The following is a 24,282-nucleotide window of genomic DNA, read 5'->3' on the forward strand; positions in this document are numbered from 1 at the left end:
CAGCGCTTTCCCATAAAGTGCCTTCAGCTATCAAAATCAATTCAAGCAGGCAGAACACCCGCCTCTTCTCTTAACGACCATCTGCCCTATGCCGTCAGACAAGCCCTCCAGCCTTGAAGAGATTCAGGCGTCCATTGCCAAACTCAGAGTCACCGAACAGCAGCTCGAAGCCACCGCGCAGAAGTACGAAAGCAAGATGCAAAGCTCGAGGAAATGGAACTATCTTGCTGTCGCCATGGCCGTGGTGGTCTGCGCCGTCGCCTGGATCAACCAGGCTTCGCCCTGGCTGCGCTGGGGTGTCCTGCCCGTGGTGCTTTTCATGGTGCTGTTCTTCGAAGGCATGCGTCGCCTGCTGGGCGTGACCATGCAAAGCAGCATGCGCCAGCTCAAGACCCAGATCCGCACACTGGAAACCAGGATGGCCGAGGTACAAGCCACAGTGAAAGATCAGCCATGACTGCCGCCAAACCCGTTCGCGTTCTCATGGTCTGCACCGGAAGCGGACACGCAAAAACGAGTTAATCACAGGCATTTAATCACTTAAATCAATAACTTGCAGCATCAATCGCACAGGAGTTGAAGCCTGTTGATAGCGTGTTTTTCACACAAATGAAATCAATCACTTAACTATCAGTTAGGTGACACGTTGCAGGCCTTTCCGGCCTCCCGCAAAATTTCAGCCACACCAAACAAGAAAAACGCCCCGATACCGTGATTGGTATCGGGGCGTTTTGTCTTTATTGGATCTGTGCGAGCAGCCTGCGGTCTGCAGCAATCTGACCGCTCAGCAGCCCTACTTGAGCATCTCGCTTTTGGACCAGGCCGCTAAGCTCGCTAACCACTTCCGCGCCTTCTGCAGCGATGTCTGCGAGTCGCTGATGCTGATCTGCGAGATCTCGGTAGGCAGCGGCATCACTGGCAAGCTGTGCGTTGCGAGTGGCTGCTGCTCGGATGTCGTGCTGCAGGCCTGCAATGCGGGCAGCATCAGCAGTGCGGCCAGCCTCCAGGCGGGCCATTTCTTGCGTGTAGTCATGGGTGTTTTCCTGTTGAGCGGCTCCGTGCGTGACCACGGCAACCGCTTTGTTTTCAGTAGCTACTTGCGATTGCTGAGCTTGGTCTGCGTTCTGTTTGGCTTGTGTGCTTTCAGATCGCGCAATCCGCGAATCGGCACGCCAACCATTGACGAGCCAGCCTGCAGCAAATGCGAGCACGAGCAGCAGCCCATAAGCGATAGCCGGAGCGCGGGCCGGCATCAGTTGTCCTCCGCCGCGAATAGCAGGTTGTCGGCGCCGCGGTTCGTCCAGCCACGCCCGAAGGTGTCGAACTTGGCCAGGCTGGCCCAGAACTTGAAGCGGTATCCCATGAAGCGCAGCAGCACATCGTTATGGCCTCGCAGGTTTTGCATGCCGTCGAGCGCCGCCTGAGAGCGCGGCCCCCATGCGCCATCGTCGGCAACCTGAACTGCACGCTGCAAGATGCGGATAGCGTTTCCGCGCCCATGGTTTACGGCCGCATCGAACAGCTGGAACTTGATAGACGGGTGCGCCTTGCCGATCACGTCCCAGAAGTCCTCACGGTAGATGACCTTGGCCTGCTCTACGGTCAGATTTTTGATATCCAAGTGCGGATAGGTGTTGGCGGCAATGCCGAACTTGGTGCCCTTGAGCTCACCCCTGCCCTGTTTTCCGCCGGTCCAGTTGCCATCGTCCTTGGGATTGTTGGTGAACTTGCCTTCATGACCGATCAGGCGGTCAAATGCTTTATCGAAGTCCATCACGAGCCTCCTTGATCAATTCATCAATCCCCTGCCCTTCGCGCTTGCGAATCGCGTTGAAGATCCACCGCACCAGGGCCCAACCAGGCAGGCCACAGGTAAAGCACAGACCCAGCAGAGCAATCAGTCCAAAGTGGCTGTTTGCCCAATGCTGGATGCCCAGGTACTGCACAACTGCAGAGCCCCCTGCAACGCTGGCCATCACCGTGCTAATGATCCCTACGGCCCATTCCTTGGGATCTCGCGGCGTTGTGATGCACATCACGACGATGGCTGCCAGGCCTGCGCCAATGGCTCCCAGCCCGGCCAGGCCGCCGATCAATTTCCAGCCGGCAATGCCAGCGGCGCCAGTACTTGTTGTTGGTTCCATAACCCTCCCCGGGTGATAAATCCGCCAAAGCGGGTCTGTTCGCATTGATGTTGGCTCAGCGCGGCTGCATCTCGGCAACGATGGCCGCCTTACGCTCGAGCGTCAGTAGGCCCTTATCGACCAGCACAGCCAGGCCTTGCTCGGTCTCGGGGTCTTCGTAGCTCCAGTACGCCGCCCCCAGCAGTCGGTCATAGAGCAGCTTGACCACAGGGTCTTGCATCGTGGCCGTGACGACAGCCAGTTGCTCCTCAGGCGTAAACAGATCGAGCTTCGCATTGCCCGTAAAGATCGGCCAAATTTGAGATGCTGGTTCAGGCTCCTGCTCAGGCTCCGGCTCCGGCTCCGGCTCCGGCAGCATCTCCAGCGCCCAAACCCCACCCACGCGGCGCAGCCGGTGGGTTTGGTCATCAAACTGAGGCAGCGGATCCAATGTGGCCACGGCCTCATTGACCGCCGCGGGCTCACCGCGCACCGGATCAATGGGGCGGTCGGCGCTTCCTGTGTAGTAGCCAGCTTGGTCAAATGAATGGATTAGATCGCTCATGTTCAGTAGTCCACAAAAATGTTAAAGGCGATACTCTTGACACGGATTTCAGAGGCGGTCGGAGTGACCAGCGAAGCGTCAAATCGTGTAATACCGCGCTGCCCGGTCTCCGTTCCTCCCAGCGACGGGTTCGCGATGGTTCCGGTCGTGGTCGAGGCTGTTAGAGCTCCTGAGTAACCCTCAGGCCGACCTATGCCACGCGCAGAACCATCGCGAAGGTACATCTCACCGGTGATATTGCGAATGGCGTCTTCCTGCAGCGAAGCCCAGGTGCGTCCAGCATCGATGCCCAGCCCGTTATCTAGAGCGCGCAGCACGCGGGCCCGCGCCTCAGCTAACGTGAACGTAGGGCCGACCACTCCGAGCAAGGCAGCCAGATCCGGGTAATCGGCCGTGTTCCAGACGAGGTCGGAACGCAGGGGAAGTGCGCCAGGCCAACTGGTCACATTCGCATATGCGAAGTGGATGTCTCCCGCTCGGTGCCAAGGCGCACGGATGTACTTTTTCTGAGCACTGTTCCACACCATCTTGCGCAGATGCGGAGATGTGACAACAATTTCCATACCCATGTATGTCGCCGGCACAGCGGTAAATCCAGCACTGAACGCGTGCCCCAGGTTCATATTAAAAACAGGCACCCACTCGGTATTGCCTGCATTGCGCTGCTTAAGCACCCCTGTCGTGGTGTCCGCCCACCATTGGTATGCGAAGGTCTGGATGGGCTCCGTGAGACCGCTGTTGTTGCTGGCGATGGCCGCCAGCGCTTCGTTGAGATCGGCCCGGAACCCTGCTCCCGCCTGATTGGGGATTTCATACTTGTGTTGCATGCACTTCCTTGGATTTAAAAGGCCCCGCGAAGCGGGATGATGGGTAGTGACAAGGGCTCATGCAGGGACCTTGGCCCTTACAGTGAGCCGCGATACGGCGATGTTGTGGGTCGGCTGACCACTCACGAACTCGAGCCTGAACTTCATGGCACGGCTGGTGAAGTCGCTCACAAAGAACGGTGTCCAGTCGCTCCAGACCGGTGCGACGGCAGGGTCGTCCTGGGTGGTGGCGGCATACAAGGTCACGTCGCAGTCATTGATCACGTCGCCGTCCACTGAATCCCAGGCGTCTATGAGCGCTTCGCGGGCATCGATGAAGTCGCCCATATCAAAGCTGCGCGCAGCAATGTCCACCTCGAACCGGCGCGTGGCAACCGTCGTCAAATCCATCACGGCGCTGAAGTCGTAGCCGCCCTCTCCCGCCACGCCCCCCAACGTATCCATCACCGACCACTCGTCCATGGATGACGCCATCGAATCGACCAGTACGGATCCATCGATCTGCAGCGCCCCGCTGACCACCGCAACACCGGTCCTTGTGCCAGCAAAGGCGGGGGCCTGGACGGTGGTGGCTACGGTGATGAAGCCGGTGACCATGCCCTCAGTTGCCACAAACGAGATGGCATTGCGGGACCAGTTGCCCGACGAGTCCAAAGCCTTGGCAAAGTAGGTTCCCGTCATCAAAGGCATGAGGCCCGATATCGTCGCCCCCGGAAACTCCTCCACCACATAGCCATCATTCCAGCCCACATCGCCAATGACCGGCGAGTAGCGCACCACAATCCGGCCGCCAATCTGCACATCCAGATCCGGGTGCTGTACCCATCTGGCCATGGCCACACCCGACACCTTGGTCACCGTGAAGCCGCTCACATCGTCAGGCGGAGCGTATTTGCCTTGGATTTCCTTGGCCAGCAGCACAGGGCGCGAGCGCCGTCCGAGCGCATTCACGGCCACCAGGCTGAAATCGTAGTAGCCAGCCTCCACCGGCTGGATATCGACCGACGGCGTGCTGCTGGAGAGGATCTGCCAGTTGCCGCCTTGGCGGCGGTACTGCAGCTCGTAGTAGGCGGCCGACCCCGCCCAGGACACGGTCATGCGTGCACCGACCACCACGGGGGTGATCAGGTACAGCGACTCGGCGATCGTCAGATCCGTGGGCGCCGCCTGCGCGGTATCGAGCGAGCTGGTCGGCAGTGGCTCCAAAATCAGATCCCGCTCGATGGCTGCGTACTTGTCGGCCCGGTAGGCCAGAGCCGTGATATCGGCCTGGGTGCCGTCGCTCTCGGTGACGGACACCACGCGCCAGGTCTCGGGAACCAGGTCGACGGCAGCCAGCACCCACACCGCCATGGCCTGGGGTGCCGCGCTAAAGCCGGGCGTGACATTCAGCTCACCAACAGAACCTGCGGCCGTCGACACCGCGCGGCTTTGTACCGAGCCGTCGGGCAAGGTTACCCACAGGGTATAGGCCTTGCCAGGCTCCAGCGTGACCGGTGCATCCAGGGTCACGGCGCCAGGCGTGGCGGCGAGAACACGCCCGCCCATGCGCACGCCAGCGCGCACCGGGTCACTAGTCTGGATGATGTCGCCCGGGACAATGTCTAAGCCGTCCAGCCCCGTGCGGAACGCGATGACCTCGGTTTCCATGCGCTCGGCATACAGAATGCGCCGGCCGAACCGGTGCGCCTGGCCGCGCGAGCTGCAGCCGATGGCAACCACCTCAGTCTGCACGACGCCGTAGCGAGCGATACCGTCCGGGTCTTCGACATACTCGATTTTCTGGCGGTAGCGGTCGGCCGGATCGTTCCATGTCACCAGCGCCACGGTGTGCCGGGTCTTGATGCTGGAGCCGCTGTAGCTGAATGGACCAGCGTCGGTATCGATCACGTTGGCCGGCGTGAACAGCTTCACCGGAGCCGAGGGCGCGTCCTGGGTGGTGACAATGGAGCCGCCCGCCCAAAAGCTCAGACCGCAGAAAATCGAAGCGAAGGTATTGACGAGGTTATAGGCTTCCTCGCGGGTCTGCAGATAGAGATTGCAGGTAAAACGCGGCTCCTTTCCGCCATAACCGTCGCTGACCAGCTCGTCGCAATACCGGGCAATCTGGTACAGCGCCCACTTGTCCACCTGCTGTGCCTGGATGAAAGCGCCAAGGCCGTACCGCGCCGAGGTCAACATATCGTAGAAACACCAAGCAGGGTTGTTAGTCCAGGCTGTGGTGAAGGTTCCGTTCCAGACCCCGCTGTAGACCCGGGTGGCCGGGTTGTAGTTGCTCGGAATGCGGACATGGACGCCTCGCATCTCGTAGCCGCGGCTCGGAATGGAGCGGAATCGCTCGGCATCCACCGAGAGCGCCACCAGCGCCGAGTTGGGGTAGCGCAGCTTGGCGTCGATGATCTCGGTGTAGCTGTCCCAGTAGGTGGCGTTTTGCAGCGTCTGCGTGGTGGAGTCGGCAGTGATTCGGCGTACACGGATATCCCAGGGGCCACTGCCGCTCAGATCGATGCGATAGGAGCGCTGGTAGCGGCTAGTGGTCTTGCCGCTGATCGTGTCATAGACCATTTGCACATAGCCGCCGCCAACCGTCTGCACGTCGATGGCCAGGGTCACGGACGTGCCGCTCACATCACCGTTCTCTATGTTCTGCTGGCTCAGCTGCGACACCGAGACCGTCACGCGCACCGCGTTGGCGTTGGCATTGCTGATAGAGCGCACGACGGGCAGCGCCGCCGTCACGGCCACAGACACCGCCGTTTCAGACTCCACGGCGCCAAAGCCGGGGATATAGGACTGGGACTGCGTGCCGGGCCGCGTGTCCAGGGTGACCCCTGTAAAGTTGTAGCTGCCATCAGCATTCTGAACCGGGGTGTCATCCAGGTACACAGACTGCAGGCCATTGACCAGGCCCGAGACCTCGCCCTCGGAAACCAAATCCAGCACCCGCGCATATTGGCGCGAGCGCAGGCTGTCGGGGGATTCGACAGGCGTGCGGCCGCCACCGCCACCGCCGCCCTTGCCACCACCGCCCGCTCCACGAATTTGTCGCATTAGATCTGCTCCACGGACAAGCCGGCAGAGATCACCTGCGAGCCGACGATCAAAGGCCCGCCATACAGGACGGGGACAGGGTTGCCCTGAGCGGCCGTGTTGACGGCGCCGTCAAACGAAAAACTTGGTCTGTTCTCTGGGCGGTCTGCGGGGCCGCTTGTCTGTTTTGGCGCAAATAGCATCTGCGATACCCCGCCGATCATCATCGCTATCCCTGTATTGGCTAGATAAGCATTGCCCGTCCAGTAACCTGCGACCACTAAAACAGCGCCAAGAATGGTTTGCCCAATGCCACGCCCCGCCCCCGCTACCACGGGAATGATGCGAATGGTTTCGCGGCCCGATACCGGGTCACACAACTGCTCACGGCCAATATTGCTCTTGCCGCCAATCAGCACCTGGTAGGCGCCACCATCGATCAGGGCCTGGCGAAAGCCCTGCAACGTCACGGACAGAGCCCTCACCGCTTCGGCCGGCGTGCGCACGTCGTAGCGGTGCACGCGACCGAACTGGCGGCCCAGAAAGCCGTACAGCATCACTGTCTTCATGGCATCAAGCTCCTGTGGCGCAAAACATGCGTGGTGATTTTTTCGTACCAGCCGCCGTACACATCACGGCTGGACAGGCGCCCCATCTGGTGCTGCCCTATGCAGCCATCGCCCAGGTACACGGCGCCATGGTTGGGCACGGGTGCGGCTACCCGCATCAGCAACACGTCATGCTGCTGAGGCGATCCCTGCACCTGCTCAAAGCCGGCAGAGGCAAATCCATCCAGGTACAGGCTCTGGCCCTTGAGCCACCATTCGTCGTCGCGCTCAAAATCCGGCAGAACCAAGCCCAACGTCTGCTGGTAGTAGGCCTGGATGAACGAGTAGCAGTCGAGCACGCCGTGGGCAAACTCGCGCCCGTACAGCGGCGGCACATAGCCGGACGGCGCAAACTGGTGTATCGCCCCGGTCGGCCAGTTGACGATCAGCCACGGCAGGCCCGAGGCCTCGCAGCCCACCAGGTCGGCCTGGGACGGCAGTGGCGGCAGATTGGGGTGCGAGTGCACCACCAGCACCACCTCGCCCAAGTCTTCGGCTGCAGCCTGGTCCAGGGGGTGCATCACAAAATGCTCGTTGCGATCGGCGATGTTACGCACCGGCACGTAGCGCTGGCGGCCCTTGCACACAATGACCAGCCCGCAGGACTCGCGCGGATATTCGCGCTCGGCATGGGAGCGGATCTCGGCCAGGATGGATTCGGTAGGCTTCATGGCACAAACAAAAAAGCCAGCGACTAAGCTGGCGTTGAACTCAGAAAGCGTCGGACAGGCCGGCACAGTCAGCGGATCAGTCCCACCCCTGGCATGGCGCCAAAGGGCAATTCGGCATAAGCGCCAAAGCGGGCCTTGCAGCTGGCCAGGCGTTTGCCACAGCCGTCTTTGGCGGGATTGGTGGTGGGCACATCGTTTTTGTCAGCTACCGGGCCGCCGGCGTAGCCGCACTCGGGGCCGCGATAAATCCAGATACAGGAGTTCTGGATGCACTGGCGCCTCGGCAGCTTGACACCGCGCACATCAAAGGCCGCCGCCAGCTCGAATTCGATGAAGACCCCGTTCTCGTTGGCCTTGCGGTCCACGAACCAGATCTCATCGGCGAATGCGCAGTTCGGGTCGGCCTGTGGATTCACACCGCCGGGGAAGTTGACTGCGTCCAGATACTTGACAAAGGTGCGCCGCCGCGTGACCTTGGCCCCCATCAAGTCATCCAGTCCGCGCGCCAACGCACCGATCAAGCCGGAGACATTGGCTACCCGCACCCTGGGGCGCGGCATGGGGCCCTTGCCGGACTTCTCGAAACCCGAGGCCTCAACCGGGAAGCGCGCATAGAGCTTCCCGTTCCACACCAAGTCGTTGCCAACGAAGTTCACCCCGGAATGCCAGCGCAGCACATCGCCACCGACGGCGGTAGCATCTAGCTCGAACATCTCGACCAGCGCACCCGGATTGAGTTTTTGCACATCGGATTCAATCACCGAACACCTCCTCAAAAGTGGCTTCCAGGCCTTGCACCTTTCTGACCGTGACTGTGCGCGACCAGGATCGGCAGATCCACTTGCCCGGCAAGCCGGTGGGCGGCTGCCAGTCAAAGGAGGTCACGCCGTTATGGGCATTCAGAAACACCTCGATCGCATCGATATCCGCCTCACGCCTTGTGAACTGCAGCGACCAGCTGCGCGGACTGGCGTTGATGCCGCTGGCCACGCGCTGCTGATAGCCATCGCCAAACGCCGCCGTCCTGACTTTGGGCTGCCTGGCCTGAGTCGGCCCGCTATTCGGGCGCCAGTTAAAAGTACTCATGAAAGCATTCCTCCGGGCATCTTCTCCTGCAGAATGACCTCGCGCACGGCGCTGCCGATCATCTTGCCGAGCTGGTTGGATTTGGCGTCATCGCCTTTCACGCTGGAGCCCCTGGCATCCACCGTCACGGAGACATGGACATCCCCGCCAGCTGCATCACCGCTACCCGCCTGGCGGGCGATTGATGGCGGCCCACCCACCAGCCCGCCCTCGGCGTAACCATTGAGGCGATTGAGCAAGCCGAGGCCGACACGCTTGGTGCTTTCAGCATTGATGACGTACTCGCCACGGTGCACCACACCAGCCGGCTCATACTTGCCGCCGTCGCCCGTGTAGCCGCCCGTGGCAAAGCCCAGAAGGCCACGCGCGCCCGTAGCCAGGCCTGCAAGCATCTGGCGAGCTTGAATCCGCACTAGGTCAGCAATGATCGAATTGGCAAGGGACTTGAAATCCAGCTTGCCCGTCATCACAAAGTTGACCAGCGCATCCTCCATGCCCTTGAATGCATTGGTGAAGGCATCGGCCGTCTGCTGCGCCACATTTGCGGCCTGGTCGACATAGTTCTGTAGCGCGAAACTGGCACCCAACTCCCACCTTGTCTGCAGGTGGTCCAGCTCTGCATAGGTGGCCTCAGCGATGCGGATTCGCTCTTCCTTCTCCGCCTTTAGGTCAGCCAAGCGCTGATCGATCTGTGCCTGCTGCTCTTTGGAGAGATTCGGCGTGTACATGCGCCGGTCGCGCAAGTTGCGCTCTTCTGCAAGGTAGCTGTCCTTGATACTCCATATGCCTTCAGCACGCTGGCGATCCTTGGTGCCCATCCATGCCGCGCTGATAGTGCGCTGCTGCTGCTCCCGCATCTGCTCCATGGCACGCTTGTGCGACTCCGCCAAAGACTCCATTGCCATGCGCTGGCGATCAGAGGCAATGGTTTCCTCATGGCTCAGAGCCTTGAGCTTTTCCCCAGTCTCCAGGCGCTTTGCTGCGAGCTTGGACTCGGTATCCGCAATCTGCTTCTTGACGGCCAGCGCATCACTGCCCTTGACCTTCTCCTGCTGTAGACGGGCTATCTGCTCCTGCAGAGCAGCCTCCTCCACCTTGCTGGATTGCTGGATCAGGTCGCGCCTTTGGCTGTAGTAGCCTTGGTCATCAATCAGCCCGGACTGGCGCAGGCGCTCCAGATCCTTTTGTTTGCCGTCAATGATGCGGACTTCTTCGCGGGCAGCATTCTGGATCTCTGAAAGATCAAGGCGACGGGAAGCAGGCGCCGTGCTACCCCCCCTTCTTCTCTTTCTCCTCATACTTCTTATTGATGCCGGCGACGACCAGGTCATATTGTTTCTGGGCCTCTGCGCTGGTCTTGGCGGCCTCTCCGTATTTCTTCTCAGCAGCGGCCAGCTCCAGGCGCTTTTGCGTCTGCTTGTCATAGTGCTTGCTGGCTTCAGCACTCAGATTGATAAGTGCCTGCTCACGTTCCCGAGAGCCTTGCACATAAGTGTTGGCCGACTCCGAGAGCCCCAACATCTCGCGCGCCTTGTCAAGCCTGTTCTGACGGGTCTTGAGGCCCTTGGCATAGCTGCCCGTGCTCTCGGTCACAGAGTTGGTCGGGCCACGGTCCTGGTAGTCATTGACCTCCTTCTGCAGCCGCTCCACCACAGCATGCATGCCCTCCTGACGGCCGAGAGACTTGATCATGTCGATCACCTCGGCACCCACATTGCGGATGGCAATCCAGGCCTTTTCAACCGACCCCAAGTTGGCGGTGATCGTGCTGGTAGCGCCGGCCATGGCCGAATCGTAGGCGTCCTGGGCCACGCGGGCGGCATCCGTCTCGCGCCCCACTTCCTGCAACGACTTGATCTGTTCAAAGGTTGCCGACGTCAGGAAGTCCATTTGCTTGTTCAGCTCAAGCACCGCCTTGACGGGGTCTTCGCCCAACTTCTTGAAGTCCTTGGCCACCTCCTCCACGGATTGCCCGGTGGCACGCTCCCACTCAATCGCTGTCGTGGTGTAGCGCTGCAGGCGGTCAGCCCCCACACCCGCATTCGCTGCAAATGTGACCAGGGCCTCGGCCGCTTTGGCTTGGGTAATGCCTGCCACGTTATCCATGGCAGCGGACATGTCCACCAGTTGCTGGACGCTGGTGCCGGCCTGATTGCCAGTCTTTTGCAGCACGACCAGGAATGCATGGGCCTCTTTGGCGCCCGAGTAAAGACCATAAGAGAAGACGCCAGCTGCTACGGCGGCAAGCGTGAACGGATTCACCAGGCCCAGCACATAACCGCCCAGCGCTTTTGCTGCTTCCCCCGCCCCACCCAGCATGGTCATCAGCTGCGAGCCCTGCTGCAGGGCCACAGTCATTGCATTCTGTCCGCCCTGCAACGACACGATGATGTCCTGAAACTGCGCAGGCACGCCACGCAGAGCTGCAGCCTTGGCGCGGTCGCTCATGACGTAGTCGCCCGACTGGCTCAGGCGCTTTTGCGCCGCCTCAGCCTGACGCAGTTGGTCGATATAGGGCTTGAGGACGTCACCTGAGATTCCACGCTGCTTTGCCAGCATGTCGTAGTAGTCGGCTCCAGCTTTGCCCCCAGACTGCATGGCGGCAGTGGCGCGCTGGATGCTGCCGACCATGCTCTTTTCGGCACGAGACATTGCCGCAGAGGTCTGCTTCGACTGCTCCTCCGGCAGCTTCATGCCCCTCGCCCCGCGCTGGCCCTCGCTCTCCATCCCGTTGGCCATGCCCTTGACGGCTTTGAGAGCGTCATCCGCCCCCTCGCGCACGCCCGTGGCATCTAGCGAGGCCTCAATCTGGACTTTACGGCGGTCGGTATCGCTCATTTTTCGGCCTCAGCATAGATTTCTTGAAGTGCGGCAGCCTCCATGACGCGCACCTCGGCGCGCAGCCGGTCGTGGTCTTCATGGGGGATTTCGCGGGCGCGTAGTTCGTCGGCCAGCACGCCGTAGTCCAGCCCCACCACACCGCCGGCGCCGACACGCCACTGCGTTTGCAGGGCATCGAACAGGCACCAGGCAGTCCAGTTTTCGGGCCAGACTTTGACGTTGAACATGTCGGCGTACTGGCTCACCGGCAGCCCCCATTCCTTGAGGTACTGGGCATCCGGGAGCTGCATGTATCGCGCACGCGCTGCCGCAATCAGTTTCCCAAGCGGCCCTCCATGCACAGCTGCTTGTAGGTGTTCATCACGGCCTGGGCAGCTGCTGGCAGCTCACTTGCCAATTGAATACAGCTATCCAGGGTGAACGGCGCATCCAGGCCCCAGCCTTCCAGGCAGCTGTGCAGATACTGTCCATTGATCTGCACCACGCCGCGCTGCTGCTGAGTGGACGGCTGACCTGCGGCAACATCGAAAGCCGGTGGCTCCACCGAAAAAAGGCCGTCGAGGAATGCACCGAACTCCACGCGGTCGCGGTATCGAAAGGTCACAGGTAGCAAGCCCTCGGTGCCGTCCGGCATGGCAACCTTGAGGGAATGAACGATGCCCTTGGGCCGCTGTCCCAGCACGATCTGGCGTGCGATCTGCTCGCTCATGATCAAGCAGCCTTCGCCAGAGTGGTCGGAGCGCCACGCAGCAGAGACGTGGACTTGGTGGTCTGCTCGCTGCCCTTTTCTGTGCTGGGCACATCGTCATAGGCCAGCTCGCCCACGTAGTAACTGGCAGAGCCTTCCTTGAAGTCCAAGCGGTGCACGGTCTCCAGGCCATTAGCAGCCTTCAAAGCAGCGCGGGCCACGCCATCCTGCTTCCAGCTGAGGGTGTATTCCAGGCGTCGCGCCGAGCGGCCTTGACTGAATTCCTGCTCGTCTTCAACGTCCAGATAGCTGCTACTGCCAGTCTTGAGCTCGCCACCGCTCAACCCGAAACTGGGCACATACGGCAGGCGCTGCCATTTGTCGGCAACCAAAGGGATCAGCGAAACCTCACCACCCTCCGGAAATTTTGTGAGATCACTGGTATCAACACCGTCCAGAGTCACGCTGTCGACCGTTGCGGCCTTCACGCGGGCCACACGACCTTCCAGCTCAGGGTAGTCCTCGCTGGTGATGACGACTACAGCCTTGGCCTGCAAATCATTGGCCACTGTCACCACCGCATGTGCGGCATTGGACATGGCACCAGCAGCCAGGGCAGTAAGAGCAGCGGTGTACAGATAGAGTTTTGCCCCATCGGGCAGAGGAACTTTGCGCATGGTTGTGCCCCTTTCAGGCAAAGAAAAACCCGCCAGGTTGCCCGTGGCGGGTAATAGCCCTTTCGGGCAAATGAAAACCGCCCGAAGGCGGATTTAACTAAATCACTTGGACATGATTATTCGGCTGGCTTTGCCATTCTGGACAGCGACCAAGGAAGCCAACATACCGCCTTCGTCCATGCGAACTCGCCAAATTACTCGAGAAATGACAAAGTACCGTCCGTCCTTAACGCCCTGAAACTCAAAATTCCCTTGCGCATCACATGTGGTTGTACGTGTGTACTGCATGTATTCAGGAGGGTTTGGCTGAACTATGGCTCTTAACCGTGGCGAATACACGTTCAGGTATTTAATCTCATCCCGAACAAATGCCTTTCCGTAAATACCAGCCATTCGCTCAGAGGCATATTTGGTCGCAGGCAGCAGGCGCACTTCGTTGCCAGCGCACGTGACCACGCCACCGCCTTGCTGACGAAGAAAAGCTGTACCACTCAGTGTTACGCTGCCCTCAGAAATCATCTCTGATGCTTCAACCTTGTCAAAGGGCTCATTTACTTTAATAGTCTGCTGGACTGGACCCGGCGTTACGCAGCCGACCAAAAAAGAAGCAGCGCCAGCCATAATTGCAACTCTCATCACCCCTCCGATAAATTTGCAGCATCGTATCAAATTCAATCAGTAAGAAATTAACAGATCCTGATCTGCTGAAAACAGATTCATATCGTGGTCGAAGTCATCGCGGACGTTTCCGACTGGCCGAATGGTCAGTTCTGGGTGCTGACGGAGCGCGCTCACCAGTTGCGGCATCAGTCGCTTCGGCTCCAGAATATCTTGGCTGAAAATCCGGATCTGCACATCGGCGGCGTCTACCTGAGAATCCTCGTTGTCCAGGTATTCGCTGGTATCGCCACCAAAGCGCTGCCAGATCACATAAGGCGTTTGCGCGTTAGCCGGGGCCACAGTGCCGTAGCAGCTCGGGATTACGGCCGCAATGGCTGCGTGTAGAGCTTCGTCCATCACTTCACCCTTTCCAACGCTTGCCAAAGCACATCAGCCGAGGCCAGCACAGCAGCCGGCTCCGCGCGCAGAGAGCCGCGCATGAAAGCCTTGCCCGGGATGTAGACCGGCCCGCCCGGACGGGGCAGGTAGTACGCATCCTTCTCGGCCTGACTGGCTCTGCGCCGCGGCTTCTTCTTGCCGGCGCTCTCCGGCCGCGCCAGCGTCACCCAGCCCTTTCGGGTCATCACCACCTGGTAACGCTGCCAAAAGCCGTTCTCCAGCAGATGGCCGTGCGGCGCGGTCTTGGCATTCCAGCTGATGTGATATTCAGCAACGCCCTGCCCGCTGTTCTCTGGAGAGAACGCCTGATAAATGGCCTTGTCCAGGTTGCCCGAGAGCTTCTTGATCCTGCCGACGTTGGCCTTCGCTGTGTCGTAGAACACCTGGGCGGCAGCCTGTGCCGCAGGCCGGGCTGCTTCCTCAGCTGCGTCTCCCAGATCATCAAACAGCGACTCAACCCCCGAAAGATCAACTGCGGCAATCAGGGAGTTTGCTCCCCTAGCCATTGGTCACCTCACAGACCAGATCAACATACTCGCGACGCTGATGATCCGGCAGCACGGCCTTGATAGCGTACTCAACGCCCCGTGACAGAACACGCATCTCGGCAGTGATACCAGTGCGCCAACGAATGCGAATGCTCACCTGGGCCTTGCTCGCTATTTGTCCGGAGCGGATGGTCTCACTGCCGGATGCATAACGAATGTTCGCCCAGGTGCTGGCCACCGCCTCCCAGCTATTGGAAGGCTGCCCAAGCCCACCACCACCTGGTAGACGGCGCTGGATGTGGATGCGGTCTCGCAAGATTCCGGCCTTGAGCATCAGAATCCCCCTGCGGTGTTGATGTAGGGATCGAGAAGCCAGTCCACGCCCATCGGGATCTCTGCAGCCTGGCCGGGGGCCGCGGCTTCCCGGTTGGCATAGAAGTGTCCGAGGATGAACTGGGCGATGGTCTGGATGCCCTCATCGATGACGATGCCGGTTGAGCCCTCGGGGATGGCTGCCTCGTCCTCGTAGAGCTTGCAGAATATCTTGCCCTCGATGGCCAGATATGCAGCCTGGATCCATCCCGAGATCAGCGCATCCTCCTCGGTGTCGTCGGGGTCGATGCGCAGATGTCCCTTGGCGTAGGCGAGGTCCATCTTTTGCATGGGTCTAGTCCTGGCCTTCGTCTTCTTGGTCCGGCCCCTGGTACTGAACCACCTCCCCATCATTGGCGCGGGCATAGTCCACAGCCTCGGGGTGAGGATCTATGCTGCCCATATGAGCCTCGACCAGCGCCAGCGGCAGGCCTTCGAGCACAGTGTTGGGCTGATAGCGCACGCCGCCGATGGTGACGGGAGCAAGGACGCGGACATCGAAGAGCTGAGCCGGCCATGCAGGCGGGGCAAGCGCGCCGCTATCCTGGGCGCGCGCCAGCAGCGCGTCCGCGAGCTCCTCGATCCGCGTATCGCTCACGCGGTCAACTTGCTGCACAGCATCTGCCGCGCCTGCGGCAGACTCTGCCTGGGGCTGCTCGGCCGTATTCTCAGGTTGGCCAGCCAGTTCATTCGCTGCAGGCGATGCATCAGAGGGCGCTGCGCCTGCAGCGCCTTCTGTCGCGCCCGTTGTCGTGGCTACTGCCTGGGCGTCCTTATCGGCCTGGGCTTCCTTCGCATCAGGAGCCGCGGCGCCCGCAGTCTTTTTGGTGTCATTCTTTGCCATGTCGATTCCTTCAGGTGCGGCCCCAGCCGAAGCCGGGACCTGGGTTCATCAGGTGGCCGAGTTGGCGTAGTGCTTGACTGCGCCACCCACATCCAGCAGGTTGCCGCCAGAGCGGCAGAAGGCCAGGAAACCGACTTGGCCAACCTCGGTGTACTTCGAGTCGGTCATGCGGAACAGCGTCACATCCATCACGTCGCGAATCAGGTACTTGCTGAAGTCGCCGTACAGGATGGACTTGGCATTGGCGGCCATGGGCGCCATGTGCTGATTGATGGTGATGGTCTTGCCCATCAGGCGGTCAGGTGCGCCGCCGGGGTTACCTTGCTCGTAGCCAGGCACGAAGATGGGGCGATTCTGGGCGTCCTTGATCTTGCGCAGGATCTTGAGCGTGTCGTCGTGAAACATCCAGCCGGAGAGCGCACGATAGACCGGGTCCACGGAATGCTCCAGATCCACCAGATCGTCATAGGTGACGCCAGTTGTCTGACCGGTGGCACCGACTTTGCCCACGGTAGAGCGAGTCACGGCGCCGAATGGCTGGCCGACACCGGTACCGACAGTCTGATGACGGTTCTGGATGCGACCCAAGCGCAGACGCAGCAGATTCTTGAGGTAGGCCTCGATGTCGATAAACGAGTCCTGCAGCAGCTCGAAAGGCACGCCGATGCTCTTGGAGCTGTATTTATAGACATCGACAGCCGCTTGACCGAAAGTGGTGTCCTGCTTGCTGGTTTGCCCGTTCTGGCCAACGATTTCGCCCTCCTCCTGAGTGGAGTCCGCAGTCGGAAACAGCATTTGAGCACCGGTGCCTGTCTGAATGGCCGTAGCAACGGCACGCATGCCGCCCATTTGCTTCATGGCCTCGATCAGCGTGCGGCTGAACTCAGTGGCCACGGTGTAACCGCCCTCCGTGCCCACGGTGGTGGACATCGCGCCGCGAATATCGCCGGTCTGGCGGGCTGCCATGGAGGAGCGCTGCTCCTGCGTCAGATTGGACAGGCCGCCCACCAGCATGGCGCGCAGCGCCTGGGCTTCGTTAGAGTTGTTGCCGCCATTGGTTGCCGCGTTGAGCGCTGCCTCATGCTCGGCATGCTCATCGCCGGCCACCTGGGTCAGGCGGTTTTCTCGGGCGATCTCGTCATCGATGGCCTCGATCTCGTTCAGGATCGTGTCCAGTGCCGATGCGTCGGCTGCCGGCATGCGCTGGTCGGCGGGAGTCTTGGCGTTCAGCTCGGCGGCTGCCTTGGCCTTGGCGTCGCGCTGGGCGCGCAGTTGTGCAAGTTTGCTCATGGTGAGCCTTTCATTTCAGTTGTGACCGCTCGCGCAGGTCGTAGAGGACGTAAAAAAACCGCCTCAAGGGCGGCTGTCTCAGTTGCGCGAGGCGCTTTACTGACGGGTACGGGCCAGCATGCGCATGCGCTGCTGCTGGCGGTCGCGGTGGTCTTGGGTGGCGTAGGCGATGGTCGGCGCCGGTGGTTCCTGGGGCGCCTTGGCTGGGGGCGCCGGGCTTTCGCTGCGCGGTCCGTTGCTGTAGGCCGAGAGATTCCAGTGACGGGCGGCGGCGCGGGCGCTCGGGCTGGCCTCCAGCACGCGATCGACAAAGCGAGCCTCGACGGCCTCGGCGGCAGTGAACCAGGTTTCAGCCTTGCACCAGGCTTCGATCTGGTCACGGGCCTGGCCGGTGCGCGCCTCGTAGGCGTCGTACATGGTGCCGTCGCACTTGCGCAGCAGCTCGGCCACATGGTCCATATCGTCGGCATTGCCGATGGCGATGGTCCAAGTCTGGTGAATCATGTACTTGGAGGCGGCAGTGGCCACGACCTCATCACATGCGCAGGCGATGGCCGTGGCCGCGCTGGCGGCGTAGCCCTCGATCTGCATGGTGATCTTGGCCTTGTGCTCGCGCAGCGCCTGGCACATGGCCTCGGCTGCGAACACATCACCGCCGGGGCAGTTCGTGTAAAGGGTGATCTCCTCGGCATCGAGGGCGCGCAGTGCGGGCACGAAGTCCTGGGGGCAGACGCCGCCCCACCATTCAGCCGTCGCGCGGTCGCCCACGATAGGGTCATACAGATAGATCGCGGCCTGGCCGTCACTGTTGGCCGAGATGATCTTGCTCTCGATGGGCTCGAAAGGGCGGCGGTTTTCAGCCAGCAGCTGCAGCAGTCGTTTGCTCATGGTTTTTCATTCCCGTTGTCTTTGCTTGGGCTGCCGCCCGGGTTGCGTGCCAGGCTGTCGTTGCGCGGCATGTTCTCCTTGCGCCGCACCTCAGTGGCATCCATAAACGGCATTTCGCCGGCACGACCCATGGCGATGCGGTAGGCCTCGTAGCGGCTTTTCAGATCCGCGCGCTCCAGGGCTTCACGCAAGTGCTCGAGGAACACCTGAGAGCGAATCGGCCAGAGCTTGTAATTCAGCTCCTGACTGATGGGTGACAGATGGCGCTCCAGCGTGTAGCGCACGAAGCCGATGCCCTGCTGCTCGATGCCGGTACCGAAGCTGGTCTGCTTGTCGGTGTGTCCGATCATGTGAGGGGGCACGCCCAGGATGCGCGAGATCTCCTCCACGTTGAAAAGCCGCGTGGCCAGGATCTCCGCATCCTTGCTGTTGATGGACAACTGCGCGGGCTCCAGGCCTCCGGACAGGATCAGCGGGCCGCGCCCGCCGTTCTGGATACGAGCCAGCAGCGAAGCCTTAAGCTCCTTGAGCTGCTTGTCGTTCAGGCGGCCCGAGGTCTTGAGCGCATAGTCAAAGTTAGCGCCCGATGCAAAGAACCGGCTGCTGTGGTCCTGGGCGGCGATGGCCGCACCGATGGCCTCCCGGCCCGCAAACGTGATCGGACTCGGGCTGCGCAGGCCGTCGAACCCCAGGCTGGGGAAGTGCAGCATGTCGGCACTATCCAGCGTGTAGGCCGGGCCTCCATCAGTCGGATTGACCCGGTAGAGCACCCGGTCGCCCTTCTTGAATGGCTCCACGCTCAGCGGGTGGTGAGGCTTCAAAGCGATGACCTTGGAGCTCCGCACGCTCGAGCGCACCAGCTCTGCAAATCCGTCCCCCTCGAATAGCTTGGAGCTGGATATGTACTCCCAGAACGTGAAGGCAGACCATTGCTCGCCGGCGCGCTCATTCAGAAGCCACCAGTAATCATGGTCAATCTTTTCGCGGCTTGCGCGGTCGTAGATCGAGATAGGCAGCGAAGCGATGGCGCCGGACACCAGCGCCACGGCCGCATAAACCACTGAAACGCGCATGGCAGCCTCGCGGGTCACGCGCACGCCGGCGGCGGATCGGCTGGAGGCGCCGAGCAGGTTGGCCAGCTCCTGCATGGATGTGCCGCTGCTGGTTACCTCGTTCTCGCCCAGCGCCAGCAGGCCGGCCCGTTCTGCTGCGCCTTCGCGGCCCGCAATCCAGTCGCCCAGGACTCGGCTGCCGTGGTTGGCAGCCGTCATATTGAAAGTGTGTGTCATCCCAGCTCCATGGAGTAGATGGCCGGGCCGGCCTTCGCCTCCGGATTGAGAGCCATGAGGTACACGGCGTCGAACATGGCCATCAGCAGGTCAATCTTTCCAGTGCCGCTGGCCTGTTTCGTGATCGTGACGGCGTTGCCCTGTAGCACGGTCTTGGCGTTGCCCACGCACCATGCCAAAAGGGCGATGCCACCGTGCACCATCTTTTTGGCGGCCACATGCCGCTCGGCGGTCTTGATGGCCCCATTGAGTTGATAGCCTTGAGGAATGCCCACCACCTGCTCTGCCTGGATCGGCCCGGGTTCCTCGTCGGTACCCACCAGGGCGTCATAGATGGCGCCCAGGCCCAAGCGGTCCACGCCCACCTTGTCCAACAGACCGGACTCCTCGATCTGGCCCACGATGGCGACCACCTCGTCCACGTCCTGGCCGACTTCTTCGACCAACACCAGGTCTCCTGCCTTGATGAAGTCCTGATACTTGGACGCCTCCGACTTGCGCCGCTCCATGGCAATCTTGTGGATCCAGCCTCGCCCCCAGACCAGCCAGCGCCCTGTATCGATCTCTCGACCGATGACGGCCAGGCCCAGCAAGTCATCCAGGCCGCCGCCGTCAATACCCACGGTCACGACCTCAGAGCGCTCCAGCAGCTCCTCGAGCGTGAAAACCGGGATGGCTGCAGCGAGCCAGAAGTCAGCGCCCGCCCAACGGTCGTTGCGCAGGTTCATGCCCACTTCGACGTTCAAGTGCTTGGCAAAGAACTCCTTGAGACCCTTTTCGCCGGCCTCTTGCGCCTGGCTGTACAGCTGCTCAATGCGCTCCTTGTCCACCGACGCGCCCCAGTTGGGGTTTGTCACGTAGGCATTGGCCAAGTCCTTGTGCTCCTCAGCCTTGAGCATGTGATCGGGAAACTCGTAGATCACCGGCAGAAAGCGGCGATCCACCTTCTCGCCGTCGCGCACACGCCTGGCGTAGGACAGTTTTTCTTTGAAAACACCTGCAGGCGGCTCTTCCGACTGTGTGGTGGCATAGATCACGAATCCCTCGGGCCGTGACGCCAGGCCGCCGGTGGCCTCCAGCAGCATGTTCGATGCGCGCCCCTTCTTTCCGAACTCATGCAACTCGTCCACGAACACGAAGCCGGCCTTCTTGCCGGTTACGGTCGCTTCATCGGCAGCCACCACCTTGAGGAATGCGCCGGTATCTTTGTGAGTGACTAGCTTGTGATAGTCCTGCACCTTCAGGATGCTGGACAGCTCTTCATCAGCCTTGATGATGGCCGACAGCGGCTTGTAGCTATTGTTTGCCACCTCGAGAGTAGGACTCAGAATGAGCAGCTCGGCCTCATCGCGCCAGTTCATCAGCAGCGCGGTCAACATGATGGCCGCGGCAATCGTGCTCTTGGCGTTCTTCTTGCTGACCATGAAGAAGTATTCATTGATCAGCCTGCGCCCCTCCGGACTCTCTGCACCGAAGATGGTTCGCACCAAGTCGCGCAACCAAGGCCTGGCCACATCGCCAATCGTGACTCCACCCAGATCCATCAGGCGGAACTGTCGGCAGATCTCCCAGGCCTCATCAGCCACATCAGGGAAAAGTGGCGGCGACACAATCAGGCTCTCGCCCGCGACTATTCGCCGCTCCCAATCAATGCATGAGGTCGTCCATTCCATATCGGTCTCCGGCGATGACGCCAGAAACTGGCTATGACTTTCCGCCCTGGACCGCTGTTAGCGTGGGCGGCTGACGGCGGCCGAAGCGGCCGGATTGCAAACCTTCCTTGCGCTTGGCCTCTGCCTCCTGCTTCGCGGTTTTAGGCGCAGGCTTGGCATGGCAGTACTGCGCAGCCAGCGTCGCTGCCTGCATGCGTATGGGTTGCGGAAGCTCCTCATCACGCATCACCGACAACAGGTAATCCAGCGGCATGAGGCCAGACACATCCGGAGCCGGCGCCGGCGCCGGAGCTGGTGGAGGTGCTGGCCGATCTTTGCCGAACGGCCAGCTCTGCGGCGCATCCTCTGTCTTGAATCCCTCGGAATCCACGGCAGGCGGCGCCCGCCTCTTGTACTTACCGCCAGTCGCTGCAGGCGCCTCAACGGTAGGCGCCGTGGGTGCGGTCTTTTTTGGGCGGCCAGCACCGGGCCGAGAGCCCCCTCTTGGCATGGCTCACCTCTTTGATTCTTTGATTTCCTACTTCTTTGAATATCGGTCTTGCCGGAATTCAAAGACCATTAATTTCCATTAACGACAACAACTTACACGCAACTCTTGAGGCGCCAGACTGCCGAAAAACAATCAAACAGAGGGCATTTTTGTGCGCGTGCGGAACAGGGCGGTATCCGGTCCGGAGGGCTCCGACCTTTTGACCACCCCCTCCCCTTTCGATGCCATCAGGCCGCGTCAGGCGGGCGCTGGCGCTTCGATCACGATGAAGCCATGACCTTGAGTGCTGCCAGTTGCTCCGCCGTCTCTGGCAGTTCTGGATAGTCAATCACGCCATCAATTTCGATCAGCGTCTCAACCGTGCCGGGATTGGCCACATGCTCACCGCCACACATATGGCAATGAAAGCGCTGCCCAAGCACCAGCAGATCGTCTCCGAATCTATCGTGGTCGCCCTGTGCGCATTGCACCTCTTGCCATATCTCGTTCGCACTCATCGCAGCCTCCATGCCGCTATCTTGCACCAGCCCGCTCCGCTGCTTCAGCAGTCGTCTTGTCTTTATGGCAACCAGGGCACAGGCACTGCCTATTGCCATCGTTGTCTTGGCCACCCTTCCACAGTGGGACTATGTGGTCCAGCTCAAAGGGCCGATGTGTGCCGGGCGTGATGTCAACCAACTCGCCGCATGCAGCGCAGTGGGGGCCATCACGCAACCAGATGCGCAGGCGCGCAGCTTGGCGCCCACGACCGCGGTCACGAGCGGTGACCCCAATCCTCTGCGCTTGTTGCAGGGCGGCAGGCTTGAGCATCTGCACACGGACTTGCGCAGCAGAAATGCGGGGCAAGCGTCTCATGGCAGCCGCCCATAGCAGTGAAACAAGCAAGGCGCCGCTTCATCGCCGCGGATGGCGTAAATAGAACGGAACCTGATCTTGTCGCTGAGGAATCGACCTCGCGAGTCTGTGTCGAGGGTGTGCCTGTGAACCTTCACCCATCCTTGACTGGTGCTGACCTCCAGCACCTTGCGGATTTCTTCCTTTGCATCCACATCGAAGACACTCGCGCCGCGCGCGTTCTCTGGGGTGTAGAGCATTGCGAACTCCAGTGAATAGGACCGCCACACAAGCCTTACACCTCACGAAGTGATGCATGCTTTGCCGGGTGCGTTTGGTGGCGGCGAAACAAAAAAGCCACCCGAAGGTGGCGCTGGTTTGATGCTGCATGCTCGCGATAAGATTGAAACCTATTCTTTATTCCAAAGATCAAAATGCTCGGCAAGACTCTTTTCCTCATCTCAATTAGTCTCACGCTGCTTTCCGTCGCTCTCTCACTTTATGCTGCAGCCAAAACGCTTCCCCTTCCAAAGCTCGGCGAAGACCCAGTTACAAAGATTGCAACAATCGTGATTGAACTTGGTAATAAGCATCAAAGACTAACAAGACTACTAATTAATACAGCTGAGAAAAATAAAACTCTAGGCGTTGAACTCAGCTCTTCCGAATACGCAGAGCTGTGCAATGTTGAAGAAATTAGAAGCAACAACCCACAGGCTGCTCAACAGGTGGGAGCTGAAACTCTGGAGTCGCTACTTAAAGAAATAAGCTGTAGATCTCGCGCTCAGCTTCTCATCCAGCTATCCGCTTTATTTGCATTGTTGGCAGCACTAACCCAGTTGCTGGAAAAATTCCTATAGGCTTCTACAGAGCGCGTTTATCCATCACCCGCCCCTTGCCATGATGCGCCGAGCGTCCAGCACGGGCAGCGATGACTTGAAAATTTGGAGCTTAGGGCTTGAACAACCTATCATTTCTTTCTTCAGTCCAAAGTTCCGGCAATGTCTGTATTCGCCTTTAAGCTTCTCAAAATTGCATCTTTGGCAATTGTTTTAATAGGCACGTTTGCTCTTTGGAAGCGGCTACTCTCTCGCCCAAGAACCGTAGTCCTTGTTCTTCTGTGGATGTCTGCATCGCTCTGCTTGCTACTTATGCGCGGCATGTCGAGCAGCGACTACAAAGATGCATTTGGGTTCATTTTTAACTGCGTTCTAGTTTGCACTCCTCTGTTCACGCTCTTGTGGATTTTTAAAAGCATCAAAGGCTGGCTTGACCCCAGTAAGAGCTCAGAGGATTTATGAGATAGGTGCCGCCCCGAGTGATCCGCCCCAATTGCAATGTGCGTGATCGTCGGGCGTGCTCGGTGGCAGCGAACCGGGAATAAAAAAACCGCCGAGGTAGAACCAGGGCGGCAGTTGCCGGCTTTCGGCCAGCAAGGAGACAAACGAAAAGCCCCAGCGAGTAAGGCTTGGGGCTTTGGTCACGCCGCTGGCTACCTTCAGGCAGCCAGGGCACACGACTCAGTGTCGCGGAGAATAGGCGCGATTGTGACACCCTTTGTCAAGTAGCGCAAGCGGTAGATGTTCCAGAAGTGCCGCAAGCCCTCAATTCGACTGCCGTCCCACACATCACGCTTGAGGCGCATGCGTCGACGGGCCTCCATCGGGTGCTCCTTCTGGGGGATGTAGATCGCAAACAGCACGCGTCGAAACTGCATTGGCACGGACTGCAGCGCCAGCTGGACATGCCGCGCGCTCCAGTCCGGCATGAAGGGGATCAGGGGTTCGTCATCACTCCGGGCCTGTGGCGGCGGTCGATACTTCCCCTCCGCGCTGGCACAGCGCTGCTTCTTGTACCGATCCTGGGCCCATCGCCCGTACCTCTCCAGCAGCTCCTCGGCCTGCTGCAAGTCTTGGGGCACATTCAAATTCAAGTCTCT

Annotated in this window: 32 protein-coding genes; 2 read left to right on the forward strand and 30 right to left on the reverse strand. The window is 60.3% G+C overall.

What is annotated here, in order from left to right; translation table 11 throughout:
- Positions 1–88: 88 nt before the first annotated feature.
- The gene (locus tag ACWGXF_RS16935; protein WP_012839614.1) at positions 89–457 is read left to right on the forward strand and encodes a hypothetical protein; all 369 of its coding nucleotides are present in this window, start codon (positions 89–91) and stop codon (positions 455–457) included.
- A 280-nt stretch (positions 458–737) separates the two neighbouring features.
- On the opposite strand, the gene ACWGXF_RS16940 is transcribed toward ACWGXF_RS16935, so the two are convergent.
- The 29 genes from ACWGXF_RS16940 to ACWGXF_RS17080 form a co-directional block, all read right to left on the reverse strand.
- Positions 738–1,253, reverse strand: coding sequence for a hypothetical protein (locus ACWGXF_RS16940; RefSeq protein ID WP_452102153.1), 516 nt, complete (start codon positions 1,251–1,253; stop codon positions 738–740).
- The gene (locus tag ACWGXF_RS16945) at positions 1,253–1,774 is read right to left on the reverse strand and encodes a glycoside hydrolase family 108 protein (protein ID WP_452102154.1); all 522 of its coding nucleotides are present in this window, start codon (positions 1,772–1,774) and stop codon (positions 1,253–1,255) included. The genes ACWGXF_RS16940 and ACWGXF_RS16945 overlap by 1 nt, the downstream gene beginning before the upstream one ends.
- Positions 1,761–2,144, reverse strand: coding sequence for a hypothetical protein (locus ACWGXF_RS16950; protein WP_452102155.1), 384 nt, complete (start codon positions 2,142–2,144; stop codon positions 1,761–1,763). The genes ACWGXF_RS16945 and ACWGXF_RS16950 overlap by 14 nt, the downstream gene beginning before the upstream one ends.
- A 55-nt stretch (positions 2,145–2,199) precedes the next feature.
- Positions 2,200–2,688 carry a hypothetical protein gene (locus tag ACWGXF_RS16955; RefSeq protein ID WP_452102156.1) on the reverse strand — a complete coding sequence of 163 codons (489 nt, stop codon included), beginning with the start codon at positions 2,686–2,688 and terminating at the stop codon, positions 2,200–2,202.
- A gap of 2 nt (positions 2,689–2,690) precedes the next feature.
- The gene (locus ACWGXF_RS16960; RefSeq protein ID WP_452102157.1) at positions 2,691–3,515 is read right to left on the reverse strand and encodes a hypothetical protein; all 825 of its coding nucleotides are present in this window, start codon (positions 3,513–3,515) and stop codon (positions 2,691–2,693) included.
- A 57-nt stretch (positions 3,516–3,572) separates the two neighbouring features.
- Positions 3,573–6,566, reverse strand: coding sequence for a host specificity protein J (locus tag ACWGXF_RS16965; protein WP_452102158.1), 2,994 nt, complete (start codon positions 6,564–6,566; stop codon positions 3,573–3,575).
- A complete protein-coding gene (locus tag ACWGXF_RS16970; RefSeq protein WP_452102159.1) occupies positions 6,566–7,114 on the reverse strand; it encodes a tail assembly protein in 549 nt (182 codons plus the stop codon). The genes ACWGXF_RS16965 and ACWGXF_RS16970 overlap by 1 nt, the downstream gene beginning before the upstream one ends.
- Positions 7,111–7,824 carry a C40 family peptidase gene (locus ACWGXF_RS16975; protein WP_452102160.1) on the reverse strand — a complete coding sequence of 238 codons (714 nt, stop codon included), beginning with the start codon at positions 7,822–7,824 and terminating at the stop codon, positions 7,111–7,113. Before ACWGXF_RS16975 ends, ACWGXF_RS16970 begins: the two co-directional genes overlap by 4 nt.
- A gap of 68 nt (positions 7,825–7,892) precedes the next feature.
- Positions 7,893–8,585, reverse strand: a complete 693-nt coding sequence (locus tag ACWGXF_RS16980; RefSeq protein ID WP_370466551.1) for a phage minor tail protein L — start codon at positions 8,583–8,585, stop codon at positions 7,893–7,895.
- Positions 8,578–8,910 (reverse strand): phage tail protein, encoded by a 333-nt coding sequence (locus ACWGXF_RS16985; RefSeq protein WP_452102161.1) that lies wholly within the window; start codon positions 8,908–8,910, stop codon positions 8,578–8,580. The genes ACWGXF_RS16980 and ACWGXF_RS16985 overlap by 8 nt, the downstream gene beginning before the upstream one ends.
- Complete coding sequence (locus tag ACWGXF_RS16990; protein WP_452102162.1) at positions 8,907–10,208, reverse strand: phage tail tape measure protein; 1,302 nt, start codon at positions 10,206–10,208, stop codon at positions 8,907–8,909. Before ACWGXF_RS16990 ends, ACWGXF_RS16985 begins: the two co-directional genes overlap by 4 nt.
- Positions 10,180–11,748 (reverse strand): phage tail length tape measure family protein, encoded by a 1,569-nt coding sequence (locus ACWGXF_RS16995; RefSeq protein ID WP_452102163.1) that lies wholly within the window; start codon positions 11,746–11,748, stop codon positions 10,180–10,182. The genes ACWGXF_RS16990 and ACWGXF_RS16995 overlap by 29 nt, the downstream gene beginning before the upstream one ends.
- Complete coding sequence (locus ACWGXF_RS17000; RefSeq protein WP_452102164.1) at positions 11,745–12,041, reverse strand: DUF1799 domain-containing protein; 297 nt, start codon at positions 12,039–12,041, stop codon at positions 11,745–11,747. The genes ACWGXF_RS16995 and ACWGXF_RS17000 overlap by 4 nt, the downstream gene beginning before the upstream one ends.
- 23 nt (positions 12,042–12,064) lie before the next feature.
- Entirely contained in the window at positions 12,065–12,460 is a 396-nt protein-coding gene (locus ACWGXF_RS17005) for a phage tail assembly chaperone (protein ID WP_452102165.1), read from the reverse strand.
- 2 nt (positions 12,461–12,462) lie between these two features.
- Positions 12,463–13,116: a phage tail tube protein gene (locus ACWGXF_RS17010; RefSeq protein WP_452102166.1), complete on the reverse strand. Its 654-nt coding sequence runs from the start codon at positions 13,114–13,116 to the stop codon at positions 12,463–12,465.
- Positions 13,117–13,218: 102 nt separating this feature from the next.
- Positions 13,219–13,752, reverse strand: a complete 534-nt coding sequence (locus ACWGXF_RS17015) for a hypothetical protein (RefSeq protein ID WP_452102167.1) — start codon at positions 13,750–13,752, stop codon at positions 13,219–13,221.
- A gap of 39 nt (positions 13,753–13,791) precedes the next feature.
- The gene (gene gp17, locus ACWGXF_RS17020) at positions 13,792–14,133 is read right to left on the reverse strand and encodes a tail completion protein gp17 (protein ID WP_452102168.1); all 342 of its coding nucleotides are present in this window, start codon (positions 14,131–14,133) and stop codon (positions 13,792–13,794) included.
- Positions 14,133–14,681, reverse strand: a complete 549-nt coding sequence (locus ACWGXF_RS17025) for an HK97 gp10 family phage protein (protein ID WP_452102169.1) — start codon at positions 14,679–14,681, stop codon at positions 14,133–14,135. Before ACWGXF_RS17025 ends, gp17 begins: the two co-directional genes overlap by 1 nt.
- Positions 14,674–14,997 carry a phage head closure protein gene (locus ACWGXF_RS17030; protein WP_452102170.1) on the reverse strand — a complete coding sequence of 108 codons (324 nt, stop codon included), beginning with the start codon at positions 14,995–14,997 and terminating at the stop codon, positions 14,674–14,676. Before ACWGXF_RS17030 ends, ACWGXF_RS17025 begins: the two co-directional genes overlap by 8 nt.
- The gene (locus ACWGXF_RS17035; protein WP_452102171.1) at positions 14,997–15,326 is read right to left on the reverse strand and encodes a head-tail connector protein; all 330 of its coding nucleotides are present in this window, start codon (positions 15,324–15,326) and stop codon (positions 14,997–14,999) included. Before ACWGXF_RS17035 ends, ACWGXF_RS17030 begins: the two co-directional genes overlap by 1 nt.
- Before the next feature lie 4 nt (positions 15,327–15,330).
- A complete protein-coding gene (locus ACWGXF_RS17040; RefSeq protein ID WP_452102172.1) occupies positions 15,331–15,879 on the reverse strand; it encodes a hypothetical protein in 549 nt (182 codons plus the stop codon).
- A 48-nt stretch (positions 15,880–15,927) separates the two neighbouring features.
- On the reverse strand, positions 15,928–17,169 hold the full coding sequence (locus ACWGXF_RS17045; protein ID WP_452102173.1) for a phage major capsid protein: 1,242 nt from the start codon (positions 17,167–17,169) through the stop codon (positions 15,928–15,930).
- A 96-nt stretch (positions 17,170–17,265) separates the two neighbouring features.
- Positions 17,266–18,057, reverse strand: a complete 792-nt coding sequence (locus ACWGXF_RS17050) for a head maturation protease, ClpP-related (RefSeq protein WP_452102174.1) — start codon at positions 18,055–18,057, stop codon at positions 17,266–17,268.
- Positions 18,054–19,346, reverse strand: a complete 1,293-nt coding sequence (locus ACWGXF_RS17055; RefSeq protein ID WP_087864474.1) for a phage portal protein — start codon at positions 19,344–19,346, stop codon at positions 18,054–18,056. The genes ACWGXF_RS17050 and ACWGXF_RS17055 overlap by 4 nt, the downstream gene beginning before the upstream one ends.
- Positions 19,343–21,019: a terminase large subunit gene (locus ACWGXF_RS17060; protein ID WP_452102175.1), complete on the reverse strand. Its 1,677-nt coding sequence runs from the start codon at positions 21,017–21,019 to the stop codon at positions 19,343–19,345. Before ACWGXF_RS17060 ends, ACWGXF_RS17055 begins: the two co-directional genes overlap by 4 nt.
- A gap of 31 nt (positions 21,020–21,050) precedes the next feature.
- The gene (locus ACWGXF_RS17065) at positions 21,051–21,272 is read right to left on the reverse strand and encodes a hypothetical protein (RefSeq protein WP_280030807.1); all 222 of its coding nucleotides are present in this window, start codon (positions 21,270–21,272) and stop codon (positions 21,051–21,053) included.
- Positions 21,273–21,769: 497 nt separating this feature from the next.
- Positions 21,770–22,006 (reverse strand): hypothetical protein, encoded by a 237-nt coding sequence (locus tag ACWGXF_RS17070; protein ID WP_452102176.1) that lies wholly within the window; start codon positions 22,004–22,006, stop codon positions 21,770–21,772.
- A gap of 16 nt (positions 22,007–22,022) precedes the next feature.
- On the reverse strand, positions 22,023–22,364 hold the full coding sequence (locus ACWGXF_RS17075; RefSeq protein ID WP_452102177.1) for an HNH endonuclease: 342 nt from the start codon (positions 22,362–22,364) through the stop codon (positions 22,023–22,025).
- Positions 22,361–22,603, reverse strand: coding sequence for a hypothetical protein (locus tag ACWGXF_RS17080; RefSeq protein WP_452102178.1), 243 nt, complete (start codon positions 22,601–22,603; stop codon positions 22,361–22,363). Before ACWGXF_RS17080 ends, ACWGXF_RS17075 begins: the two co-directional genes overlap by 4 nt.
- A gap of 174 nt (positions 22,604–22,777) precedes the next feature.
- On the opposite strand from ACWGXF_RS17080, the gene ACWGXF_RS17085 reads away from it, so the two are divergent.
- Entirely contained in the window at positions 22,778–23,203 is a 426-nt protein-coding gene (locus tag ACWGXF_RS17085) for a hypothetical protein (RefSeq protein ID WP_452102179.1), read from the forward strand.
- Positions 23,204–23,841: 638 nt separating this feature from the next.
- On the opposite strand, the gene ACWGXF_RS17090 is transcribed toward ACWGXF_RS17085, so the two are convergent.
- Positions 23,842–24,276 (reverse strand): hypothetical protein, encoded by a 435-nt coding sequence (locus ACWGXF_RS17090; RefSeq protein WP_452102180.1) that lies wholly within the window; start codon positions 24,274–24,276, stop codon positions 23,842–23,844.
- Positions 24,277–24,282: the final 6 nt, after the last annotated feature.

The organism is Comamonas sp. HJ-2 (genome assembly GCF_053615495.1).

Bases quoted from the DNA above. Each gene is read 5' to 3' on its own strand.
- ACWGXF_RS16935 (WP_012839614.1), top strand. From the start codon at position 89: ATGCCGTCAGACAAGCCCTCCAGCCTTGAAGAGATTCAGGCGTCCATT.
- ACWGXF_RS16940 (WP_452102153.1), bottom strand. From the start codon at position 1,253: ATGCCGGCCCGCGCTCCGGCTATCGCTTATGGGCTGCTGCTCGTGCTC.
- ACWGXF_RS16945 (WP_452102154.1), bottom strand. From the start codon at position 1,774: ATGGACTTCGATAAAGCATTTGACCGCCTGATCGGTCATGAAGGCAAG.
- ACWGXF_RS16950 (WP_452102155.1), bottom strand. From the start codon at position 2,144: ATGGAACCAACAACAAGTACTGGCGCCGCTGGCATTGCCGGCTGGAAA.
- ACWGXF_RS16955 (WP_452102156.1), bottom strand. From the start codon at position 2,688: ATGAGCGATCTAATCCATTCATTTGACCAAGCTGGCTACTACACAGGA.
- ACWGXF_RS16960 (WP_452102157.1), bottom strand. From the start codon at position 3,515: ATGCAACACAAGTATGAAATCCCCAATCAGGCGGGAGCAGGGTTCCGG.
- ACWGXF_RS16965 (WP_452102158.1), bottom strand. From the start codon at position 6,566: ATGCGACAAATTCGTGGAGCGGGCGGTGGTGGCAAGGGCGGCGGTGGC.
- ACWGXF_RS16970 (WP_452102159.1), bottom strand. From the start codon at position 7,114: ATGAAGACAGTGATGCTGTACGGCTTTCTGGGCCGCCAGTTCGGTCGC.
- ACWGXF_RS16975 (WP_452102160.1), bottom strand. From the start codon at position 7,824: ATGAAGCCTACCGAATCCATCCTGGCCGAGATCCGCTCCCATGCCGAG.
- ACWGXF_RS16985 (WP_452102161.1), bottom strand. From the start codon at position 8,910: ATGAGTACTTTTAACTGGCGCCCGAATAGCGGGCCGACTCAGGCCAGG.
- ACWGXF_RS16990 (WP_452102162.1), bottom strand. From the start codon at position 10,208: ATGAGGAGAAAGAGAAGAAGGGGGGGTAGCACGGCGCCTGCTTCCCGT.
- ACWGXF_RS16995 (WP_452102163.1), bottom strand. From the start codon at position 11,748: ATGAGCGATACCGACCGCCGTAAAGTCCAGATTGAGGCCTCGCTAGAT.
- ACWGXF_RS17000 (WP_452102164.1), bottom strand. From the start codon at position 12,041: ATGCAGCTCCCGGATGCCCAGTACCTCAAGGAATGGGGGCTGCCGGTG.
- ACWGXF_RS17005 (WP_452102165.1), bottom strand. From the start codon at position 12,460: ATGAGCGAGCAGATCGCACGCCAGATCGTGCTGGGACAGCGGCCCAAG.
- ACWGXF_RS17010 (WP_452102166.1), bottom strand. From the start codon at position 13,116: ATGCGCAAAGTTCCTCTGCCCGATGGGGCAAAACTCTATCTGTACACC.
- ACWGXF_RS17015 (WP_452102167.1), bottom strand. From the start codon at position 13,752: ATGAGAGTTGCAATTATGGCTGGCGCTGCTTCTTTTTTGGTCGGCTGC.
- gp17 (WP_452102168.1), bottom strand. From the start codon at position 14,133: ATGGACGAAGCTCTACACGCAGCCATTGCGGCCGTAATCCCGAGCTGC.
- ACWGXF_RS17025 (WP_452102169.1), bottom strand. From the start codon at position 14,681: ATGGCTAGGGGAGCAAACTCCCTGATTGCCGCAGTTGATCTTTCGGGG.
- ACWGXF_RS17030 (WP_452102170.1), bottom strand. From the start codon at position 14,997: ATGCTCAAGGCCGGAATCTTGCGAGACCGCATCCACATCCAGCGCCGT.
- ACWGXF_RS17035 (WP_452102171.1), bottom strand. From the start codon at position 15,326: ATGCAAAAGATGGACCTCGCCTACGCCAAGGGACATCTGCGCATCGAC.
- ACWGXF_RS17040 (WP_452102172.1), bottom strand. From the start codon at position 15,879: ATGGCAAAGAATGACACCAAAAAGACTGCGGGCGCCGCGGCTCCTGAT.
- ACWGXF_RS17045 (WP_452102173.1), bottom strand. From the start codon at position 17,169: ATGAGCAAACTTGCACAACTGCGCGCCCAGCGCGACGCCAAGGCCAAG.
- ACWGXF_RS17050 (WP_452102174.1), bottom strand. From the start codon at position 18,057: ATGAGCAAACGACTGCTGCAGCTGCTGGCTGAAAACCGCCGCCCTTTC.
- ACWGXF_RS17055 (WP_087864474.1), bottom strand. From the start codon at position 19,346: ATGACACACACTTTCAATATGACGGCTGCCAACCACGGCAGCCGAGTC.
- ACWGXF_RS17060 (WP_452102175.1), bottom strand. From the start codon at position 21,019: ATGGAATGGACGACCTCATGCATTGATTGGGAGCGGCGAATAGTCGCG.
- ACWGXF_RS17065 (WP_280030807.1), bottom strand. From the start codon at position 21,272: ATGCCGCTGGATTACCTGTTGTCGGTGATGCGTGATGAGGAGCTTCCG.
- ACWGXF_RS17070 (WP_452102176.1), bottom strand. From the start codon at position 22,006: ATGAGTGCGAACGAGATATGGCAAGAGGTGCAATGCGCACAGGGCGAC.
- ACWGXF_RS17075 (WP_452102177.1), bottom strand. From the start codon at position 22,364: ATGAGACGCTTGCCCCGCATTTCTGCTGCGCAAGTCCGTGTGCAGATG.
- ACWGXF_RS17080 (WP_452102178.1), bottom strand. From the start codon at position 22,603: ATGCTCTACACCCCAGAGAACGCGCGCGGCGCGAGTGTCTTCGATGTG.
- ACWGXF_RS17085 (WP_452102179.1), top strand. From the start codon at position 22,778: ATGCTCGGCAAGACTCTTTTCCTCATCTCAATTAGTCTCACGCTGCTT.